We start from the raw sequence: 16,251 nt of genomic DNA on the forward strand, positions 1-16,251 counted from the left end.
AGGATATACCAGCAGTGATATCGAAACTTTTTTATGGAAACCGCAGTCGAATATAGGTGAAGGTATTTTCATACCCGCGGCAGAATTATAATTTTACTGCAAAGAAAGGACTTATTCTTATGAGATCAGATAGACATGAAAAGAAGAAAAAGAAAAGAAAATGGAAGTCCGTCCTCCTGATTCTGTTTCTCTTAATTGCAGGAACCCTTGGCTATTCGTATTTTCAGTTCAAGCAAGGTGTTTCCCAGACAGAGGGAGAGGCAAATATACAGACAGAAGAGTTTGAATTTAACGGTGAAAAAGATAAATATGGAGGAACAAATATCCTGATCCTTGGAAGTGACGCAAGGGGAAAAGAGAAATCCAGGGCAGATACCATCATGGTTGCCCAGTATCATCCTGAAAAGGGAACATATAAACTTATTTCTTTTATGAGAGATATGTACGTGGACATACCGGGACATGGGCAAAACAGAATAAATTCCGCTCTTGCTTATGGTGGTCCTGAATTATTAAGGCAGACGCTCAAGGAAAACTTTGATATAGATATAAAATATTACTCAATTGTTGACTTTGAAGGCTTTGTCCATTTAATTGATGAAGCTTTTCCAAGAGGGGTAGAAATTGATGTGGAAAAAAGAATGTCTGCCAATATCGGTGTTACTCTGGAACCGGGTCTGCAGCGTCTTGATGGTGAGCATCTCCTTGGGTATGTCAGGTTTAGGCAGGATGCCGTAGGCGATTTTGGAAGAGTAGAACGCCAGCAGAAGGTAATGAAAGAAGTAGCAAGCCAGTTTACAAGCCTTCAGACCATTACAAAGCTTCCAAAACTCATCGGGGTGGTGACTCCTTTTGTAAATACCAATATGAATACCGGCGATATCCTGTATATTGGGAAAGATTTCTTATCTAAGGATAACAGAAATGTAGAGACTCTTCGTGTTCCTGTTGATGGAACATTTGAAAACCAGAGAATTAATGGTGCTGCTGTATTAGGCATAGATAAAGAGGCGAACAAATCAGCAATCCATGAGTTTCTTTCGAAATAAAAAGTTAGAAACACAGTTTTTGGCGGATTAGGTGTACAATAAAAGGGGAAGTGGTAAAACTAGGGGAAACTTCCCTTTCATGATAATCGAACTAATAGGATTTTGCTGCATATTGGACAAGGAGATACTAAATGGATTTTGAACTGTTCAAAGATTGGTTTACATTGGATCATATAATGGATTTAATTCGGGAATATCGTTCATTTGGGCCGCTTCCCGGTATACTGCTTCCAATGCTAGAAGCATTTTTGCCTTTTCTGCCCCTGGTTTTGTTTGTTATGGCAAATGCGAGTGCATTTGGTCTTTGGCTGGGTTTCTTATACTCCTGGCTCGGCGCGGTCGCAGGAGCGCTGCTCGTTTTCCTGCTCGTCAGGAAATATGGCCAGAAACGAATACTCCGTTTTTTGAAGAAGCATAAGCAGGTACAGAGGCTTATGAAATGGGTGGAAAAGCATGGGTTTGGGCCATTGTTCATCCTGCTCTGTTTTCCGTTTACTCCTTCGGCAGTCGTAAATATTGTCGCGGGGCTTTCGAATATTAGCATGGCTCAATATATGCTGGCAGTCCTGAGCGGCAAAATAGTGATGATTTTTACAATAAGCTTTGTCGGATATGATATCAAATCATTAATAACACAGCCAATTCGGACAGCCATTGTTGCATTGGTCATTTTCATTCTTTGGTATGTCGGCAAAATCATTGAAATAAAGATGAATATGAGCGTAGAAAATGATCGCGGGAATAAAAAGCAATGAATGCATAAGTATTGGGGGAGATGAAACTGTGAAGGAAGGATTGAGAAAAGAAGGAGCGGAATGGCTTAAGGCTTTTGCAATTGGCATCATTATCTTTGCTTTTATACGGACTTTTTTCTTCTCCAATTATGTTGTGGAAGGTGAATCCATGATGCCCACCCTTCAGGATGGAAATAAGCTGATTGTGAATAAAATCGGTTATCAGGTCAGTGACTTAGAGCGCTTTGACGTAATTGTTTTTCATCATAATGATCAAGAGGATTTTGTAAAAAGAATTATAGGGATGCCAGGAGATGAAATCGAATACCGCAATGATGAATTATTTATAAATGGCAAAAAAGTGGATGAGCCTTACTTGGAGAAATACCGGAAAGAAACATTAGGAGGCAAACTGACAGGTGATTTTACACTCCTGGAGATGACGGGCACCGAAACGGTTCCAGAGGGAAAACTATTTGTTATGGGGGATAATCGCCTCGGAAGCTGGGACAGCAGGCATTTTGGATTTATTTCAGCCGGCCAGGTTGTAGGAAAAGTAAACCTGCGCTATTGGCCGCTTGATGAAATGGATGCGTCATTCTAAACAAACTTATCTTGTGAAAAAGGGACTCGATAATACTAATTATCGAGTCCCTTTTATTTTCCTGTCCAGCTCTCCAGCGCCTCCCCCTCGAGGTGTTAGGGGTGGGCAAGGCGCTTGCGCTTTTCTAATTGCAGGCAAGACATTTCAGATAACATGCAAATTAGGATTATTCCTATATTCAGGTTCGCAGTTTACACATACGTCTTCATCATAGTCAGTCATATTGACATCTTCACGATTGTATTCAATTCCACAAAGGGAGCAGGCAACCATTTTTTCTTCTTCCATTTCTTCTGGGGAAATTGGGATAGCGTCATTAATTGTAATGGGCTCTACGGTAATCCCGCGTGTATTTGCCATTTCGGCATTTAAATATTCCTTTGCGGTTTCTTCACTTTCCCAAAATCCCAAATCCCATAACAGCTCCTGGGCATCTCCGTTTTGAGCCATCAAGCCATAAACAATTTTCATGATAAATGCTCCTTTCAACTTTGCTGACTTTTGTTTTATATTTCTTAGCCTTTTTTTGCAGCGGCTAAACCGATTCAAAAAATTACCATCAGTTCCCTAGGAAGACTGGGATAGTTTTTTAACCATGAGAATATATTGCAGGGGACACAGGAGAAGCTGCAGGCTTTGTCGAATAATAGCCTGAGTAAACGTCAAAGGATCAGTTTCAGTATCTGATTTCGGAATATTTAAATATATCACGGAGGTGCAATTGATGAGGCTGAAGGATAAAGTCGCCATTATTACAGGTGCGGCGAATGGAATTGGTCTGGCTGCTGCCGAAAAGTTTGCAGGTGAAGGAGCGTTGGTAGCCATGGCTGATTATGATGCAGACATGGGAATTACCAGGGCTCAAGAGCTGAAGGAAAAAGGTCTTCAGGTTGAGTTTTTTCAGGTTAATGTCGCAGACAGGCAAAGCATAGACAGTATGACGGAAGCTGTAAAAGCAACATTTGGAAAAATTGACATCCTGATCAATAATGCAGGAATTACAAGGGACGGGATGCTGGCAAAGCTTGCTGCAGATGATTTTCAGACGGTTATGGACGTGAATCTGGCAGGTGTCTTCCATTGTACACAAGCAGTGCTTCCATTCATGCTGGAACACGGAAGCGGAAAAATAATCAATACGTCCTCTGTTTCGGGAGTCTATGGGAATGTCGGACAGACAAACTATGCGGCAGCCAAAGCGGGTGTAGTGGGAATGACCAAAACATGGGCAAAAGAACTCGGCAGAAAAGGAATCAACGTAAATGCCGTTGCCCCAGGATTCATCTCAACCGGTATGACAGCAAAAGTACCGGAAAAGGTTATGGGCCAAATGCAGGGCATGGTTCCGCTGGGGAGACTTGGAAAACCAGAAGATATTGCGAATGCATACCTGTTTCTGGCTTCCGATGAATCGGATTATGTGAATGGCACGGTCCTTCATGTAGATGGCGGCATCATGATGTAATGACCTGAATTCGAGCGCGTGCTCGATAATCAGAAGATTAATGAGGTGGAAAAGATGAGAAATGTTGTAATAACATCAGCAGTCAGAACACCGGTTGGCACGTTCGGCGGAGCGTTTAAGGACCTCCTGCCGACGGATTTGATTGTGCCTGTATTAAAAGAAGCTGCCGAGAGAAGCGGCCTGCAGAGCAATGAGGTGGATGAAGTGATTTTAGGACACTGCATTCAGCGTACAGATGAACCGAATACAGCAAGAACAGCAGCTTTGCTTGCAGGCTTTGATGATACAACAACAGGGTTCACAGTCCAGAGGCAGTGTGCATCCGGCATGCAGGCAATTATGTCTGCAGCGCTGCAGATTCAGTCAGGGATGTCAGATATCGTGATTGCTGGAGGAGTGGAAGCCATGAGTTCCAGCCCTTATGTATTAAAGCAGCATCGCTGGGGCGCCCGCATGCAGCATGGGCAGGTAACCGATACCGTATGGGAAATTCTCGAAGATCCAATCCATCATATTATGATGGGGGAGACGGCAGAAAACCTGGCAGAAATTCATGCCATTACAAGAGAAGAACAAGATGAAGCGGCCTTGCTTAGCCACAAGAGAGCCTTGCATGCAATTGAAAACGGTTACTTTGATTCGCAGATCGTTCCAATTACTGTGAAAAGCAGGAGAGGGGAAGTAACCGTTACAAAAGATGAAAACCCGCGGGCAGATTTAACAGCCGAAAAGCTGCGCAGCTTGAAGTCTGTCTTTAGAAAGGATGGCTCTGTTACAGCAGGAAATGCATCAAGCCTGAATGACGGCGGAGCAGCACTTGTCCTGATGCCGGAAGATCTGGCTCTGGATAAGGGACTGAAGCCTTTGGCAAAGATTGCTGGCTTCTCCGTGGCAGGGGTAAATCCAAAAGTAATGGGAATAGGGCCTGTGCCGGCAGTCAAAAAAGGTCTTGCCAATGTCAGCTGGTCGCTTGATGATGCAGACTTGATTGAGATAAATGAGGCTTTTGCAGCGCAATATTTGGCGGTTGAGAAAGAGTTAGGCTTAAACCGGGACAAAGTAAATGTAAATGGAAGCGGAATCAGCCTGGGACACCCTATTGGATGTACCGGTGCGCGCCTTGTTGTGAGTCTCGTTCATGAATTAAAGAGAAGAGGCGGCCATAAAGGAATAGCGTCTCTATGTGTCGGAGGCGGGATGGGGGCAGCAGTATTTGTGGAAACGTACGAATAAAGAGTTCCTTCGGGAGCTCTTTATTTATCCAATAAGCGGAGCCCATCTTCTGCAGAATTGATTTTTCCGGGGGTGAAGAAAGTGATAAACAGTACGATATTGTCTGGAAAGAGGATACTTCTGGGGTGGTTTATTGAGGATGATATTAAAAAGATAATCCAGTGGCGTGCAGACGAAAAAATCATGCGAAACCTGGATGCTCTGCCGGTAAAACCCAAACAGGAAATGGAAATTAAGAAATGGCTTGATGAATGTCCGCAAGACACCTTCAGATTTTCGCTCAGGTTAAAAGAAGCAAATAAACTGATAGGCTATGCGGAGCTAAACGGCATTTTATGGCCACACAGAACAGGCTGGATTACCATTGCCATTGCAGAAGAAGCCGAATGGGGAAAAGGGTATGGAAAGGAAGCCATGCAATGCCTTATTCGCTATGCTTTTATGGAGCTGAATCTGTATAGGCTTCAGCTTACTGTATTTTCCTATAATACTAGAGCAAAAACTCTTTATGAAAGTCTTGGATTCCAGAGAGAAGGCTGCTATAGAGAGTTTCTTGAGCGCGATGGAAAACGGCATGATATGTTTCTATACGGGCTCCTGAGAAAGGAGTGGAAAGAGTGAAAGAGCGCGGAATAATTCCGCGCTTTACAGGATTTATTCTGGCTGACTGACAAAAATAATTTCTTTTGACAAGAAATAGCTAAGAATGATATTCGTCAGGAAAAAGGCAAGAAGCAGATACAGTACATAATGATATTCAAGAATCATGACTGCCGGCGGGGCAAAGCTTGCTCCGGTCAATAGAAAAAAAGAATAGAGAGAAAGCGCTTTTGCGCGGTCAGCCCCTGCAATCATGCCAATCAGTGTAATAACAGTGGGAACAAGAATGGATATGGAAGCCACAAACAATATGGAAATTGCCATCAATGCAATAGTGCTGCTGAAGAAAAACATATTAATGATGCTGAAAATCCCTAAAAGTAAACCAAGCTTTAATGTCGAATAGGCACCAATCCGCTCAATTAGCTTTCCAGTAAAGAGAGACAGCAGTGCCCCAATTAAACCCGCTGCTCTTAATGTGAATAATTCCTCCAAGGTTCCATGAAAATTCCTGGCTATTGCATCATAAAAAGCTGCGAAGGAAAACAGCAGAGTAAAGGTGATAGCATAGCATTTGAGCAGGTTTCCTTTCTTTAATAATTTTTTCATTATAGAAATGACGGAAACCTCTGACTTGAATGAATGCGAGGTGCCTGGGAGTATTTTGTACGAGACAAGGAAGAGGATGAAATAACAAAAAGCAAAGAAATAAAAGGCATAGTTCCATTTAAAATAAATAGTAATTGTCGAACTGATCAGCTGTCCAAGAATGCCGGCGACAAGGAATCCTGTATTAATAAAAACAAGCAGCAGGGTGCGGCTCCTCGGCCTAAAAAGATCAAAGGAATAAGCGAAGGCAACAGGAGCAAAGCTCCCAAGAGTCAGCCCCTGAAACGACCTGGTAATATAGAGAGCCTCTACATTAGGAGAGAGCCCGACGGCACAAGTGGACAAAGCAGAGGCAAACAAACCAGTAATAATAATTCTGCGTCTGCCAAATGTATCGGAAGCAGGACCAAAGAACAGCAGGCCGGCTGCATAAAAAAATGCAAACATGCTTCCCCCGCCAACAATATAATTTTCATTTACTTTAAATGTATCAGCAATATCCCCGTAAATAGGAATTAGTGTATAAATGTTGCTGGCCACAAAAATTCCTGTAACTGTCAAAATGACTGAAGTTGCCATCAGGACCGGTTTTGAAATCATCCTTATCACCTGCCGATATACTTTATGCACGAATCACCGTATAGGAACGTTGTCATTTCCACAATTTTGAAAAACCCCATTCAAAAAATTGAACAGCTTATATGATAAAATAATGACAGAGAGAGAGCTTTTTTTAAGGAGGAAAAATATGACCGTACGTTTATTGATAGGCCGGTCCGGAAGCGGTAAAACGGAATACTGCCTAAATGAAATCCGTGATGAACTGCGGCTTAATCCGGATGGAGATCCAATCATTTATTTAGTTCCGGAACAAATGACGTTCCTTTCAGAATATAAATTAATTACCACGCCCGGCCTTGGCGGAATGATACGCAGCCAGGTATATTCCTTCACGCGCCTTGCCTGGAGAATTCTTCAGGAAACAGGAGGAATGAGCAGATATCATCTTAACAGTGTTGGCATCAGCATGCTTATCCGAAAGATCATCGAAGATAAAAAGGATGAGCTGAAGCTTTTTCAGAGGGCTGCAGATAAAAATGGTTTTATTCAGCAAGTTGAACAAATGATGACTGAATTCAAACGTTATTGTGTAGCCCCCGATGAACTGGCTGAAAGGCAGCAGCAGCTGTCAGGAAAAGGGAAATCGAATAAGGCCCTCCAGGACAAGCTTCATGATCTTGAGTTAATCTATAAAAATTTTGAAGAATCTCTTGCCGGCAAATATACAGATTCAGAAGACTACTTCCGCCTTCTTGGTGAAAAAGCCTCCCATTCAGAGTATCTAAAAAATGCCGAGGTTTATATAGATGGCTTTTACAGCTTTACACCACAGGAATATTCGATTGTTGAACAGCTGATGAAGCAGTGTAAAAACGTCACTATTACACTGACACTTGACCAGCCGTTTAAACATAGTGCTACTGAAGAACTTCATTTATTCAGGATGGCGGGAGAAAACTATCAGACAATCAAAGAAATGGCTTCCCGCAACAGACTGGGTATTGAAGAAATGATCCTTACTGAGCAAAAAAGGTGGAGCAGCCCTTCTCTTAGGCATCTTGAGGCGTATTTTGACAGCAGGCCTGCTGAGGCATTTCCAGGGGAAGCAGACATTCACATCGGACAGGCTGTCAATAGGAGGGCTGAGATTGAGGGCGTTGCCAGAAAAATAAATAAGCTTGTTCGCACAGATGGCTATCGCTATCGTGATATTGCAGTACTTGCAAGAAACGGACAGGATTATCATGACATGATTGAAACCGTGTTCCATGACTATGAAATCCCATTTTTTATTGACCAAAAAAGAACTATGCTGAATCATCCACTCGTGGAGTTAATTAGGTCAACTCTTGAAATCATCAATGGGAATTGGCGCTATGAACCGATTTTCAGAGCAGTAAAAACGGAGCTCATATTTCCGTCCAAGTTAAACCCCGGCAAGCTTCGTGAGCAAATGGACAGACTTGAGAACTATGTTCTTGCCTATGGCATTCAAGGGGACAAATGGACGAAGAAAAAAAGATGGATATACAGGAGAATCAGGGGACTGGAGTTTGAAGCGGTTGCCCAGACAGATGCCGAGAAGAAAATAGAAGATGAGTTAAGCGATTTGCGCGAAATGATTACAGGTCCAATATTAAGGCTGCACAGACGCTTGAAAAAAGCTGCTGATGGCCGCGGATATTGTGAAGCATTATTTTTATACCTGGAAGAATTAGATGTGCCTGTGAAAATTGAAAAGTGGAAATCAGCTGAAGAGGAAAAAGGGAACCTTGTTAAATCAAGGGAGCATGGACAAGCATGGAATGCCATTATGGAGCTTCTCGATCAGTATGTAGAAATGCTTGGTGAGGAAGAAGTGACGCTAAAGCGCTTTGCTTCCGTTCTGGATGCCGGTCTGGAGTCACTGCGATTTTCGCTTGTTCCGCCTGCCATCGATCAGGTCATGGCGGCCGATTTGGAAAGGTCAAGGCTAACTGATATTAAAGCTGCCTTTGTCATTGGTCTGAATGAAGGAATAATACCTGCCAAATTCTCAGAGGATGGTGTGCTGGCGGATGACGACAGAGAAATTCTGAACACAAACGGAATGAAACTGGCACCAGGAAGCCGTACTCGACTTCTTGATGAAGAATTTATAGCCTATAAAGCGTTTGTCACTCCATCAGAAAAACTTTTTATCAGTTATCCGCTGGCAAATGAAGAAGGTAAAGCACTTATGCCTTCTCCTTATATTAAGAGATTGGGAGATTTATTCCCCGATTGCAGGCAGCATTCCTTCATGTCGGATCCGGCAGAGCTGCCGGAAACGGAGCAGCTGGAATATGCGGATAATCTGAATACAGCACTTTCGTATTTGACTTCGCAGCTTCAGCTGAAAAAACGCAGTTATCCACTCTATGACCTGTGGTGGGATGTTTATAACTGCTATCTTAACAATGAGCAGTGGAGAAGGCCGGCACTAAAGGTTCTTTCCAGCCTGAATTATGAAAACCGTACACTTCAGCTTGGCGAAGACATCAGTAAAGAATTGTATGGCGATCATATCCAGGCGAGTGTTTCCAGGATGGAATTATTCCATAGCTGTCCATTTTCCCATTTTGCACAGCATGGACTAAGGCTTCGGGAAAGACAGGTATACCGCTTGGAAGCGCCGGATATCGGGGATTTATTCCACGCCGCGTTAAAATTTATCGCAGAAACAGTTATGACTCAGAAGCTATCATGGACAGATATGACAAGGGAACAGTGTGAGATCCTGGCAAAAGAAGCAATTGAAATGCTCGCTCCTAAATTGCAAAATGAAATTCTTTTAAGCTCGAACAGGCATCACTATATTAAGAGAAAGCTTGAGCAAATCATCAGCAGGGCCTCCTATGTTATCAGTGAGCATGCCAAATCAAGCGGATTCTCGCCAGTGGGCCTTGAATTGGGGTTTGGTCCAAAAGGGGAACTTCCTTCGCTTGTTTTTCCTCTTAAAAATGGGACTAAAATGGAGCTTGTCGGAAGAATTGACAGAGTGGACAAGGCTCAGGATACAAACGGGACATTTTTACGGGTAATTGACTATAAATCAAGCTCCAAGGATTTGAATGTCAGTGAGGTTTATTATGGCATTGCTCTCCAGATGCTCACGTATCTGGACATCATTATTGCCCATTCCAATTCTTTGATCGGGACTGAAGCCGATCCTGCAGGAGTCCTTTATTTCCATGTCCATAATCCAATCGTCAGCACTTCAAAAATGCTGACATTAGAGGATATCGAGCAGGAACTTTATAAGAAATTTAAAATGAATGGTCTGCTTCTGGGAGATGAAAATGTCATCAGGTTAATGGACCAGACAATTGAGACAGGTGATTCATCCATAGTCTCAGCCGGATTTAAAAAGGACGGGACACTTTCGAAGCGGTCTAAAGTGGCAAGCAAGCAGGAGTTTGATTATTTGCGCCGTTATGTAAGAAAGATGTATAGGAATACTGGCAATATGATAACAGAGGGCGATGTTAAAATTGCCCCATATAAAATGAAGGAAAAAACACCATGTACATTTTGTGCCTATAAATCTGTATGCCAATTTGACGAATCGCTCGAAACCAATGATTACAGGTTATTTGTGCCTAAGCCAAAAGAGGACATGATTGAAATCATCAAGAAGGAGGTGGAGGGCGATGAAAATGGCCATACCGCCTAAGCCGGAAGATGCAACCTGGACAGATGACCAATGGAAAGCAATTATGGCCAAGGGTCAGGATATCCTGGTGGCTGCTGCAGCCGGATCAGGGAAAACGGCTGTTTTGGTTGAAAGGATCATCAATAAGATTATCGCTGATGAAGATCCTATTAATGTCGATGAACTGCTTGTTGTGACCTTCACAAATGCCTCAGCAGCCGAAATGAGGCACAGAATCGGCGAGGCTCTTGAAAAAGCGATTAATGCCGATCCGAAGTCTGCTCACCTCAGAAAGCAGGTAAGCTTATTAAACAGGGCATCCATCTCGACTTTACATTCATTTTGCTTAGAGATGATCCGTAAATATTACTACATGACCGAGATTGATCCCGGATTTCGAATCGCTGATGAAACAGAAGCACAGCTCTTAAGGGATGAAGTACTAGAAGAACTTTTTGAAGAGGAATACGGTAAAGAGGGAAACGAAGCATTCTTTGCACTTGTTGATACTTTTACAAATGACAGAAGTGACACTGCCCTTCAAGATATAATAAGGGACTTATACGATTTTGCCCGCTCCAACCCTTCACCTGATCAATATCTTGATTCAATTGTTGAGATGTATAACGTGGACGGTGTTGACAGTCTTGAACAGCTTCCATTTGTCCGTTTCCTTTTGGCGGATATAGATCTTCAGCTGAAAGGTGCCAAGCAGCTGCTGGAATATGGGCTGGAGCTGACCAAGCTTCCGGGAGGACCTGCTCCGAGAGCAGAAAACTTTGTTGCAGATCTGCATGTTGTCAATACTCTAATCGAAGCGAAAAATGATTCGTGGCCGATGTTATACGAAGCGATGCAATCATGGTCTTTTGGCAGAGCCAAAACGTGTAAGGGCGATGATTATGATGAAGGGCTGGTTGAAAAGGCAAAGAAACTTAGGGACCAGGCAAAGAAAATCATAACCGGCCTGCAGGAAGAACTGTTTTTCCGCAAACAGGAAAGCTTCATGCGTGACATGGCGGAAATGAAGCCCCATATAGAATCGCTTGTTTCGTTAGTTAAAGAATTCTCAATTCGCTTTGACCAGGTTAAAACTGAAAAAGGGCTTGTTGACTTTGCCGATCTTGAGCATTATTGCCTTGAAATTCTTTCATCATCAGATGAAGAGGGCAGGCTTCTGCCATCAGAAGCAGCTCTTGCCTGCAGAAATCAGTTCAAAGAAGTCTTGGTTGATGAGTATCAGGATACAAACATGGTCCAGGAAGCTATTTTGCAGCTGGTAACGGCAGATTCAGAAGAAAATGGGAATCTTTTCATGGTAGGCGATGTAAAGCAGTCGATCTACCGTTTCCGCCTTGCAGAGCCTAATCTGTTTTTGGGTAAGTACACCCGGTTTGGCCGGGACGGAGAAGAGGCAGGGCTTAGAATTGATCTGGCGCGAAATTTCAGAAGCCGTAAAGAAGTCCTCCACGGGACCAACTATATTTTTAAGCAAATTATGGGGACATCTGTCGGTGAAATTGAGTATGATCAGGCAGCAGAGCTTGTTAAAGGAGCTCCTTATTCAGAGAGTCAGGAGCACCCTGTGGAAATAGCCATTATTGATCTTGAAGGAAATGAAAAAAATGAACCTGAGCCTGAATCAGTGGATGAGGGTTTTGACAGCGAAGAGTTAGCCCAGTCACAGCTCGAAGCCAGATTTATGGCGTCGAAAGTAAAAGAAATCATTGGGAATCGGAAAGAAGTTTACAACACAAAGACCCAATCTGGGCGGCCTCCCAAGTATAGGGATATTGTCATCCTGCTTCGTTCCATGACATGGGCTCCGCAAATAATGGAGGAGTTCAAACAGCAGGGAATCCCTGTTTATGCCAATCTCTCCAGCGGCTATTTTGAAGCAACGGAAGTAGCGATTATGATGTCACTTCTAAAAGTGATTGATAATCCGTATCAGGATATTCCGCTGGCATCGGTTCTAAGATCTCCTATTTTGGGGTTGACGGAAGAAGAGCTTGCACAAATCAGAATCCATAATAAAAGAGGATCTTTCTATGAAGCATTGACTTCTTTTTGCCGGAATGACCCAACCCTGGAAACAGAAGAATTATACGAGAAAGTGCGGCCATTTTTCGATCAGCTTAAAGATTGGCGTGTAATGGCGCGCCAGGGATCTCTTTCCGAACTGATTTGGCATCTGTATAGGGAAACCAGATTTTATGATTTCGTCGGCGGCATGCCGGGAGGAAAACAGAGGCAGGCAAACCTTCGAGCATTGTACGACAGAGCAAGACAGTATGAAGCAACATCATTCAGAGGATTATTCCGCTTCTTAAGGTTTATTGAACGAATGCGGGACAGAGGCGATGATCTTGGCGCTGCCCGTGCTTTGGGTGAGCAGGAAGATGTTGTCCGCCTTATGACGATCCACAGCAGCAAAGGGCTGGAATTTCCTTTCGTTTTCATTGCAGGGCTTGCCCGCAATTTTAATACGATGGATCTGAAAAAGCCATACATGCTCGATAAGGAATATGGATTTGCTGCAAAATATGTAAATGCCGAGAAGAGAATTTCTTATCCCTCATTGCCGCAGATTGCCTTTAAACGAAAAAAGAAAATGGAAATGCTTGCTGAAGAAATGCGGGTCCTGTATGTTGCTTTAACAAGGGCGAAGGAAAAGCTTTTTCTGGTTTCGTCCGTCAAGAGTGCAGATAAAAAATTAAATCAGTGGCTGCAGGCTTCGGAGCATAAAGAGTGGCTCCTGAATGAATATGACAGGGCTTCTGCAAACAGTTACCTGGACTGGATTGGTCCATCACTTGTCAGACATAGAGATTGTGAGGCATTGAAGGGGGGAGGGCCGGTTCATCCTCTCGTTCCTGCTGAAATACTTGAACACCCTTCCTGCTGGAATATAACCATAATCAAAAGCGAAGAAGCTGCTGTTCTTACAGAAGAAGCCAATGAGGGCGAAATGGATTTGCTTCAATTGGTTTATGAAGGAAAACCTGTTCCAACTGAATCGGTATATAAGGATAAAGTAGAGGAACAGCTTTTCTGGAAATATTCCTTTAAGCAAGCTGCACAGCACCGTTCTAAACAATCCGTTTCGGAAGTGAAGCGGCAGCGGGAGATTTTTTCTGAAGAAGACAGCGGTACTGAATTAATCCATAAAATCAATAAACCCCTGCTAGGCAGGCCTCGATTCATGCAGGAAAAATCTCTTTCTCCAGCTGAACGGGGTACTGCTATGCATGCTGTCATGCAGCATATAGATTTCAGCAGGCCTTCAACTGTTGAAACGATATCTTCCAAAATGGCTGAGATGGTTCAAAACGAATTGCTGACAGAAGAGCAGCATGCCAGCATTGAGCCGCAGCTGATTGTACAGTTTTTCGAAACTGAAATGGGACAAAGAATCGTTCAGGCTAAATCGGTACGAAGAGAAATTCCATTCAGTTTATCTTTCCCAGCCCGGGAAATCTATACAGATTGGCAGGGAGAAGATGAACCGGTTCTCATCCAGGGGATCGTGGACTGTGTATTTGAAGATGAGCAGGGTCTGGTGCTTCTGGATTATAAAACAGATGGAATCAGCGGCCGGTTTAAGGGAGGCTTTGCAGAAGCCAAACCCGTTCTCGAGAACAGGTACAAAGTTCAAATTGATATGTACACCAGAGCACTGGAACAAATATTAAAGAGAGAAGTTAATGAAAGATACCTATTCTTCTTTGACGGGGCTCATACACTTAAGTTATAGGGAAAGCCGGCAAGGGAACTTGCCGGTTTTTGTGTATTAGCAGGAAGGTATTGCGCGCACTAGCTGAAAAGCCGCGCATAAACAGAGGGATCCCGCGCGCAGACGGAACATCGCCGCACGCAAAAAGGAGAATATACGATTTACTGCCGCTCCAATATAAAGGGTAATTTAAATATAAAGGAGGCTTGCAATGGGAAAAAAGCAAACAGAGGCGGGAACCTGCGAATTATGCCTGCGGGAGGATACTAATATAACAGTCCATCATTTAACCCCGAAAGAAATAGGAGGCACCCTCCTGCCGACCGCGAAATTATGTATACCCTGTCATAAGCAGATTCATGCTTTATATACGAATGCAGAGCTAGCTGTAAGACTAAATTCAATAGAGTTATTGCAGCAGGATGATAAAATCCGAAAATATTTGAAATGGATCAAAAAGCAGCCTTCAACAAAGTTAACGAAAGCCAAAAAGTCCAATGACAGGAAATCAAAAGGACGATAACAAATGAGCTATCGTCCTTACTGATAATAAATTAGTTATTGCCGACATTTGGCTGATCAACCAGACTGGTATCCAGTACATTGCTGGCACTCAGGCCATTGTTTGTAATGACTAAGCCGCCCGTATTTGCGGCACCCTGTCCGGTCGTTGATTTGGAATTGCTTTTTGGAGAAATATAAAGGGAGTCTCCAAATTGTACAATTCCCCCGCCGACGTTAATGATTTGTACCGGTCCGATTATAGCTGGCATGTAAAACATCCTTTATAAAAAATTTTCATCCTTAAGCTCTGATTACGAATTGCTGTTTTTGGGATAAACCTGCCGGATATGCTTGATTCGGGCTTCCATTGAAATATTTCCACTGTTGCCGATATGAATGACAGATGAGGAGGAAACCCCGATAATATCAATATTCTGAACCCTAATGATCGGATTGAGCTGTGCAGTCTGTATAGTTATATCTTCTTCAATAGGAATTAAAGGAATGGGTTCCCTGAAAACGGGATAGATATTAAAATTCCCTTCCTTCGCGTTATAATACTCCACTTCACGCTGACCGGCAATTGCTCTGGAGAATCCTTTAATAAAACAGGAGTCCCCAATTTCAAATACAGAAGAAAAGGAGAGGGTGTCAATATTAATTCTGTCAACGGATGAAGTTCTTTGCAGCATAGCAGTTTACTCCGGTGTCAGAGGCACAAATGGCCCTATCAGAAGCGATTCAGGGGGTGTATCAAAAGTGGCAGCCAGTTGGATCGTTTGCGTATCTCCCACCATTAAAACAGATGAGCTGGATACCCCCAGCACTCTTATGCTGCCAACACACAAATCTCTGTTATATACCTGATAATTCATTCGTTATTCATCCCTTTCATATTCTCTGGCAAATGCGAGATAAAGGCATGGACTCCATTGTGAATTTCCTTTTTTATAAGCTCAATAATCTCTGCGTTATCATTTTCCTGCCCGGATCGATTTGAAGCCTGCTGTTTAATATAGAAATCAATCCTGTTAGGCAGCTGCTTTTTGATATCTTCTTTGATAAACGCAATATAGGAATCATCCACACTGACATTTAACTTCTTCTGAACAGAAGAAGTAATTTCAGGAAGTTCCCGTTCTAAATATTGATAGATGGCATCTTCAATTTCCATCGTTCTCTTCATTTGGTTCTTAGGCGAAATAGGTGCATTGATGTTTTTGTTATCTACGGCAAAATCTTCAATATTTTGCAGCTCAGAAGGATTTAAGCCAATATTTAAAGTGCCTTCAAGAGACTCAACCTTAAGCTGGTCGAATTTATATTCAATCCGATCAACCTGCATCGGAGGACGGCTTTTCAGAACTTCATTCTCTTCCTGAAGTTTTCTGACCGCTGCTTCCAGGCTGCGTATTCGTTTTTCCTGTGCCTCCACAAAAGCATGCAATTGCTGAAGATAGGTATTTAATTGCTGGTTCAAGCG

15 protein-coding genes are annotated in these 16,251 nt (G+C 42.9%); 9 read left to right on the top strand and 6 right to left on the bottom strand.

The window, feature by feature from the left end; genetic code table 11:
* Nucleotides 1–119: 119 nt before the first annotated feature.
* The 3 genes from ACR42H_RS07150 to lepB all read left to right on the top strand — a co-directional run bounded on the left by ACR42H_RS07150 (nt 120) and on the right by lepB (nt 2,387).
* Entirely contained in the window at nt 120–1,049 is a 930-nt protein-coding gene (locus ACR42H_RS07150) for an LCP family protein (RefSeq protein WP_243856201.1), read from the top strand.
* A gap of 131 nt (nt 1,050–1,180) precedes the next feature.
* The gene (locus ACR42H_RS07155) at nt 1,181–1,804 is read left to right on the top strand and encodes a TVP38/TMEM64 family protein (RefSeq protein WP_113883402.1); all 624 of its coding nucleotides are present in this window, start codon (nt 1,181–1,183) and stop codon (nt 1,802–1,804) included.
* 28 nt (nt 1,805–1,832) lie between these two features.
* The gene (lepB, locus tag ACR42H_RS07160) at nt 1,833–2,387 is read left to right on the top strand and encodes a signal peptidase I (protein ID WP_113883561.1); all 555 of its coding nucleotides are present in this window, start codon (nt 1,833–1,835) and stop codon (nt 2,385–2,387) included.
* 144 nt (nt 2,388–2,531) lie between these two features.
* On the opposite strand, the gene ACR42H_RS07165 is transcribed toward lepB, so the two are convergent.
* Nucleotides 2,532–2,858, bottom strand: a complete 327-nt coding sequence (locus ACR42H_RS07165) for a hypothetical protein (RefSeq protein WP_113883401.1) — start codon at nt 2,856–2,858, stop codon at nt 2,532–2,534.
* Between the two features lie 253 nt (nt 2,859–3,111).
* On the opposite strand from ACR42H_RS07165, the gene fabG reads away from it, so the two are divergent.
* The 3 genes from fabG (at nt 3,112) to ACR42H_RS07180 (ending at nt 5,706) form a co-directional block, all read left to right on the top strand.
* Nucleotides 3,112–3,852 (top strand): 3-oxoacyl-ACP reductase FabG, encoded by a 741-nt coding sequence (fabG, locus tag ACR42H_RS07170; RefSeq protein ID WP_436375283.1) that lies wholly within the window; start codon nt 3,112–3,114, stop codon nt 3,850–3,852.
* A gap of 54 nt (nt 3,853–3,906) precedes the next feature.
* A complete protein-coding gene (locus tag ACR42H_RS07175; protein WP_113883399.1) occupies nt 3,907–5,085 on the top strand; it encodes a thiolase family protein in 1,179 nt (392 codons plus the stop codon).
* Nucleotides 5,086–5,166: 81 nt separating this feature from the next.
* On the top strand, nt 5,167–5,706 hold the full coding sequence (locus ACR42H_RS07180; protein ID WP_243856202.1) for a GNAT family N-acetyltransferase: 540 nt from the start codon (nt 5,167–5,169) through the stop codon (nt 5,704–5,706).
* Between the two features lie 33 nt (nt 5,707–5,739).
* Here ACR42H_RS07180 and ACR42H_RS07185 read toward each other — a convergent pair whose 3' ends face one another.
* A complete protein-coding gene (locus ACR42H_RS07185) occupies nt 5,740–6,894 on the bottom strand; it encodes an MFS transporter (protein WP_436375286.1) in 1,155 nt (384 codons plus the stop codon).
* 148 nt (nt 6,895–7,042) lie between these two features.
* Here ACR42H_RS07185 and addB point away from each other — a divergent pair, with 148 nt between their 5' ends.
* The 3 genes from addB to ACR42H_RS07200 all read left to right on the top strand — a co-directional run bounded on the left by addB (nt 7,043) and on the right by ACR42H_RS07200 (nt 14,787).
* Entirely contained in the window at nt 7,043–10,549 is a 3,507-nt protein-coding gene (addB, locus tag ACR42H_RS07190) for a helicase-exonuclease AddAB subunit AddB (RefSeq protein WP_113883397.1), read from the top strand.
* Nucleotides 10,527–14,285 (top strand): helicase-exonuclease AddAB subunit AddA, encoded by a 3,759-nt coding sequence (gene addA / locus ACR42H_RS07195; RefSeq protein ID WP_436375288.1) that lies wholly within the window; start codon nt 10,527–10,529, stop codon nt 14,283–14,285. The genes addB and addA overlap by 23 nt, the downstream gene beginning before the upstream one ends.
* A gap of 190 nt (nt 14,286–14,475) precedes the next feature.
* Nucleotides 14,476–14,787 (top strand): HNH endonuclease, encoded by a 312-nt coding sequence (locus ACR42H_RS07200; RefSeq protein WP_436375290.1) that lies wholly within the window; start codon nt 14,476–14,478, stop codon nt 14,785–14,787.
* A gap of 31 nt (nt 14,788–14,818) precedes the next feature.
* Here the strand turns inward: ACR42H_RS07200 and ACR42H_RS07205 are convergent, their stop codons facing one another.
* Genes ACR42H_RS07205 through gerPC form a run of 4 tightly spaced genes read right to left on the bottom strand, consistent with a single transcriptional unit; the run spans nt 14,819 to nt 16,248 of the window.
* Nucleotides 14,819–15,037, bottom strand: a complete 219-nt coding sequence (locus ACR42H_RS07205; protein WP_009331287.1) for a spore germination protein — start codon at nt 15,035–15,037, stop codon at nt 14,819–14,821.
* 42 nt (nt 15,038–15,079) lie between these two features.
* Nucleotides 15,080–15,460: a spore germination protein GerPE gene (locus tag ACR42H_RS07210; protein ID WP_113883394.1), complete on the bottom strand. Its 381-nt coding sequence runs from the start codon at nt 15,458–15,460 to the stop codon at nt 15,080–15,082.
* 6 nt (nt 15,461–15,466) lie between these two features.
* Nucleotides 15,467–15,643, bottom strand: a complete 177-nt coding sequence (locus ACR42H_RS07215) for a germination protein GerPD (protein ID WP_009331284.1) — start codon at nt 15,641–15,643, stop codon at nt 15,467–15,469.
* On the bottom strand, nt 15,640–16,248 hold the full coding sequence (gerPC, locus tag ACR42H_RS07220; protein ID WP_113883393.1) for a spore germination protein GerPC: 609 nt from the start codon (nt 16,246–16,248) through the stop codon (nt 15,640–15,642). Before gerPC ends, ACR42H_RS07215 begins: the two co-directional genes overlap by 4 nt.
* Between the last annotated feature and the right edge of the window lie 3 nt (nt 16,249–16,251).

This window comes from Cytobacillus sp. BC1816 (assembly GCF_051353635.1).
Classification (GTDB): domain Bacteria; phylum Bacillota; class Bacilli; order Bacillales; family Cytobacillaceae; genus Cytobacillus; species Cytobacillus oceanisediminis_C.